This window comes from Enterobacter sp. 03-F-07-AD-ECC (assembly GCF_047530935.1).
In the GTDB taxonomy this organism is placed as follows: domain Bacteria; phylum Pseudomonadota; class Gammaproteobacteria; order Enterobacterales; family Enterobacteriaceae; genus Enterobacter; species Enterobacter cloacae.
The window spans coordinates 1-4919 of record NZ_JBLKBZ010000050.1; the positions used below are offsets into that span (position 1 = coordinate 1).

Annotated in this window: 4 protein-coding genes; 3 read left to right on the top strand and 1 reads right to left on the bottom strand. The window is 54.0% G+C overall.

The window, feature by feature from the left end:
• The first annotated feature begins 163 nt into the window (after positions 1-163).
• Positions 164-316: a Hok/Gef family protein gene (locus ACMWKA_RS25360; RefSeq protein ID WP_226835496.1), complete on the top strand. Its 153-nt coding sequence runs from the start codon at positions 164-166 to the stop codon at positions 314-316.
• Positions 317-437: 121 nt separating this feature from the next.
• On the top strand, positions 438-1112 hold the full coding sequence (locus tag ACMWKA_RS25365) for a tetratricopeptide repeat protein (RefSeq protein WP_058684007.1): 675 nt from the start codon (positions 438-440) through the stop codon (positions 1110-1112).
• A 53-nt stretch (positions 1113-1165) separates the two neighbouring features.
• Here ACMWKA_RS25365 and gltP read toward each other — a convergent pair whose 3' ends face one another.
• The gene (gene gltP / locus ACMWKA_RS25370; RefSeq protein WP_013095082.1) at positions 1166-2479 is read right to left on the bottom strand and encodes a glutamate/aspartate:proton symporter GltP; all 1314 of its coding nucleotides are present in this window, start codon (positions 2477-2479) and stop codon (positions 1166-1168) included.
• A 423-nt stretch (positions 2480-2902) separates the two neighbouring features.
• Between gltP and acs the strand changes: the two genes are divergently transcribed.
• Positions 2903-4861: an acetate--CoA ligase gene (acs, locus tag ACMWKA_RS25375; protein ID WP_414760690.1), complete on the top strand. Its 1959-nt coding sequence runs from the start codon at positions 2903-2905 to the stop codon at positions 4859-4861.
• Positions 4862-4919: the final 58 nt, after the last annotated feature.

Below are 4919 nucleotides of genomic sequence, written 5' to 3' on the forward strand. Positions count from 1 at the left end.
CCTGAAATTAAAAGGTCTGAGTCCAATTGAATATCGAACCCAGACCTATGTGCCTCGTGTTTAACTGTCCAACTTTTTGGGGTCAGTACAACCCGAGGCTACCCCCAACAACCTACAGGTTGAGAGTAGCCTCTTATTCTTTTTTTGACAAGGAGTAAAAGGCATGACGCCATTAAAAACTGCGTTAGGCATTGTCTTTATTATCTGCCTGACGATAGTGCTCTTTACCTTTATTACTCGCGGAAAGTTATGCGAACTGACAATAAAGAGTGAACATCAGGAGGTGGCGGCGAAATTAGCCTGCGTTGCAGGCTAACCTCTGCGGGCGGAATGACAGTTCCGCCCGGCTTGCAGGATGCTGAGATCTTAACGCACCCGTTTTTTTATTCTATGGCCGCGATTATACTGCGCGGCGTGTACCCAGATGATAAGAATCCATGAAACCATTTTTACTGTTGTTATTACTTGTTACGTCGTTCGTCCATGCCGATGAGATTGGCAGCCAGTACAAAGCGCAGGCGGAGGCGGGCGATGCACGCGCTCAGTATTATCTCGCCGACACCTGGTTCAGCTCCGGCGACAGCAAGCAGGCGGCAATGTGGGCAGAGAAAGCGGCAAAAGGGGGCGACATCGATGCCATGGCCCTGTTGTCTCAGATCCACTTTACTCAGGGCGATTACGCTCAGGCTAAAGCGCTGGCACAGCAGGCCACGATTGCGGGCAGCAAGCGTGGCGCCATTATGCTGGCACGCGTCCTGGTGAATACCCAGAGTGGCAAAACAGACTACCCGCAGGCCATCAAACTGCTGCAGACGGCCACCGAAGATATCGACAACGACTCTGCGGTAGATGCGCAAATGCTGCTGGGTCTGATTTATGCCAACGGTGTAGAAGTGGCCCAGGACGATGCTCTGGCGGCATCATGGTTTAAGCGCAGCTCGTCTCTGTCACGCACCGGCTATGCCGAATACTGGGCAGGGATGCTGTTCCAGCAGGGCGAGAAAGGCTTTATCACGCCCAATAAACAGAAGGCGCTCTACTGGTTGAACCTGAGCTGTACGGAAGGGTTTGATACGGGATGTGAAGAGTTTGATGCGTTGAGCGGGGAGTAGAATCCCCTCACCCTAACCCTCTCCCCACAGGGGAGAGGGAAGAATACGTTACATTACTGGTCAGCCGTCTTATCAAAACGACCCAGCACCTCGCGTTCATACGCCAGCGCTTTTTTACGGTCGAACTTATGTTCCCACTTGGCGATAACCAGCACCGCCAGCGCGTTTCCAACCACGTTCAGCGCCGTACGCGCCATATCGAGGATACGGTCAACACCGGCGATAAACGCCAGGCCTTCCAGCGGAATACCGACACTGCCAAGCGTCGCCAGCAGCACCACGAAGGAGACACCCGGCACGCCCGCGATCCCTTTTGAGGTCACCATCAGCGTCAGCACCAGCACAATTTCCTGCCACAGCGACAGATCAATGCCGTACAGCTGGGCAATAAAGATGGCTGCAATGCTCTGGTACAGCGTCGAGCCGTCCAGGTTAAAGGAGTAGCCGGTTGGCACCACGAAGCTGGTGATAGAAGCCGGGGCACCATAGGCCTCCATCTTCTCAATAATACGCGGCAGCACGCTTTCAGAACTGGCCGTGGAGTACGCCAGAATCAGCTCATCTTTCAGAATGCGGATCAGGATCCAGATGCTCAGCCCACACAGGCGCGCCACAATGCCCAGTACCACCAGCGCGAAGAACAGGATGGCGAAATGCACCAGAATTACCAGCTTCGCCAGCGGCCACAGGGAGGCAAAACCGAAGTTCGCCACGGTTACCGCGATAAGCGCAAACACCCCAACCGGCGCGTAACGCATCACCATGTGGGTCACTTTAAACATGGTTTCAGAGATGGAGCGGAACACGGTGACCAGCGGTTCACGGTGCGTGGCAGGCAGAGAGGAAAGACCCAGACCAAAAAGCACCGAGAAGAAGATGATTGGCAGCATCTCGCCCTTCGCCATCGACGCCACAATGTTAGTCGGCACCAGCGACAGGATGGTACCCATCAGGCCGTGTGCATGGCTCTGCACTTCAGCGGTCGTACTTTGGTATTTCGAAATATCCACCGTCGCGAGTTGCGACATATCGATCCCGGAACCTGGCTGGAAGACATTCGCCAGGGTAATGCCAAGGATGATGGCAATCGTCGTGATCACTTCGAAATAGAGAATGGTTTTTGCACCGATGCGGCCCAGCTGTTTTGCATCACCGACTCCGGCAATACCGACCACCAGCGTCGAGATGACAATTGGCACTACGATCATTTTGATCAAATGAATAAAGATATCGCCCGCCGGGGAGAGCAAGTTCGCAATCAGCCACTCGCGGCTGTCGCTGTGATAATGGAGATAGCTACCCAGCAGGATACCCAGCACAAGGGCCAGCAGGATTTGCCAGGCCAGGCTGACTTTAACGTTTTTCATAGAAACTGACTTCCTCAATGAAGCGCCCTATTCATGCAGACTGCATGAATATGGAGACATACTGAAAGGGTATGAATTGTGTTGCGTTGGTTTATGGGATTTTTTAACGCGGCGTATGAGTATCATCTGCGCGGTGTGTTGCGCAAGCCTTAAAGAACAACGCATTTCACTACGAAAAGCCGTTATGACGCGAGTTTACGATAATTCTTATAAATAACCATTTGTTATAAAAACGATTTTTTATGCGCAAATGTGAATAATCCGTCCGGTAAATTATTTTTCTTCAAAGTTTCATTCGCTCATTTTTCATACGCTTCAAACAATGCGTGATCTGCCGCCCAAATAATAAACAAAGCTTGTAAAGCCCCTACTATTAACGTTTTTGCGACATATTATTAACATCTTACAAGGAGAAAAAAAGCCATGAGCCAAATACACAAACACGACATTCCCGCTAACATTGCGGACCGTTGCCTGATCAACCCGGAGCAGTACCACGAAAAGTATCAGCAATCTGTCTCTGATCCTGACGCTTTCTGGGGCGAGCAGGGCCATATTCTTGACTGGATCAAACCTTACCAGAAGGTGAAGAACACCTCCTTTGCGCCGGGTAACGTTTCTATTAAATGGTATGAAGACGGCACGCTAAACCTTGCGGCGAACTGCCTCGATCGCCACCTTGCCGAACGCGGTAACGAAACGGCCATTATCTGGGAAGGCGACGACGCCTCTCAGAGCAAACATATCTCTTATAAAGAGCTGCACCGCGACGTGTGCCGCTTCGCTAACGTGCTGCTGGACCAGGGCATTAAAAAAGGCGATGTGGTCGCCATCTATATGCCGATGGTGCCGGAAGCGGCGGTGGCGATGCTGGCCTGCGCGCGCATCGGCGCGATCCATTCCGTTATCTTTGGCGGGTTCTCGCCGGAAGCGGTTGCCGGGCGTATTGTCGACTCGAGTTCGAAACTGGTGATCACCGCTGATGAAGGCGTGCGCGCCGGGCGCGGTATTCCTCTGAAGAAAAATGTCGACGAAGCGCTGAAAAACCCGAACGTCAAAACCGTCAGTAACGTTATCGTCCTTAAGCGTACCGGTGGCAAGATCGACTGGAATGAAGGACGTGACCTGTGGTGGAGCGACCTGATTGAAAAAGCGAGCGACCAGCATCAACCGCAAGAGATGAACGCGGAAGATCCGCTGTTTATCCTCTATACCTCCGGCTCCACCGGCAAACCGAAAGGCGTACTGCATACCACCGGTGGCTATCTGGTCTATGCGGCCACCACCTTTAAATACGTTTTCGACTACCATCCGGGCGATATCTACTGGTGCACTGCCGACGTGGGCTGGGTCACCGGTCACAGCTATCTGCTGTACGGCCCGCTGGCCTGCGGTGCAACAACGCTGATGTTTGAAGGTGTACCAAACTGGCCAACCCCGGCGCGGATGTGCCAGGTGGTCGATAAGCACCAGGTCAACATTCTGTACACCGCGCCAACGGCGATCCGTGCGCTGATGGCGGAAGGGGATAAAGCGATAGAAGGCACTGACCGCTCTTCCCTGCGCCTCCTCGGCTCCGTCGGCGAGCCTATCAACCCGGAAGCCTGGGAGTGGTACTGGAAGAAGATCGGCAACGAAAAATGCCCGGTAATGGACACCTGGTGGCAGACCGAAACCGGTGGGTTCATGATCACACCAATGCCGGGTGCGACCCGCTTAAAAGCCGGTTCAGCGACCCAACCGTTCTTCGGCGTCCAGCCTGCGCTGGTGGATAACGAAGGCAATCCGCTGGATGGTGCCACCGAAGGCAACCTGGTGATCGTCGATTCCTGGCCGGGCCAGGCACGTACGCTCTTTGGCGACCACGAACGCTTCGAGCAGACCTACTTCTCAACCTTTAAAAACATGTACTTCAGTGGTGACGGCGCGCGTCGCGACGAGGATGGCTATTACTGGATCACCGGGCGCGTGGACGATGTGCTGAACGTCTCCGGCCACCGTCTGGGCACCGCGGAGATTGAATCCGCGCTGGTATCGCATCCGAAGATTGCCGAAGCCGCCGTTGTGGGGATCCCGCATAACATTAAAGGCCAGGCGATTTACGCCTACGTGACGCTGAACCACGGTGAAGAGCCATCGCCAGAACTGTATGCCGACGTGCGCAACTGGGTCCGCAAAGAGATTGGCCCGCTTGCCACGCCGGATGTACTGCACTGGACTGACTCGCTGCCGAAAACTCGTTCCGGCAAAATTATGCGCCGTATCTTGCGCAAAATTGCGGCAGGGGACACCAGCAACCTTGGTGATACCTCAACGCTCGCCGATCCGGGCGTGGTGGAAAAACTGCTCGAAGAGAAGCAGTCCATCGCAATGCCTTCGTAATCTTTTCTCCCTCTCCCGAGGGGAGAGGGCCGGGGTGAGGGCATCAGACCGCACCCTG

What these genes read in the sequence shown, in the direction of transcription:
- ACMWKA_RS25360 (WP_226835496.1), top strand. Translation starts at nt 164, where the DNA reads ATGACGCCATTAAAAACTGCGTTAGGCATTGTCTTTATTATCTGCCTG.
- ACMWKA_RS25365 (WP_058684007.1), top strand. Translation starts at nt 438, where the DNA reads ATGAAACCATTTTTACTGTTGTTATTACTTGTTACGTCGTTCGTCCAT.
- gltP (WP_013095082.1), bottom strand. Translation starts at nt 2,479, where the DNA reads ATGAAAAACGTTAAAGTCAGCCTGGCCTGGCAAATCCTGCTGGCCCTT.
- acs (WP_414760690.1), top strand. Translation starts at nt 2,903, where the DNA reads ATGAGCCAAATACACAAACACGACATTCCCGCTAACATTGCGGACCGT.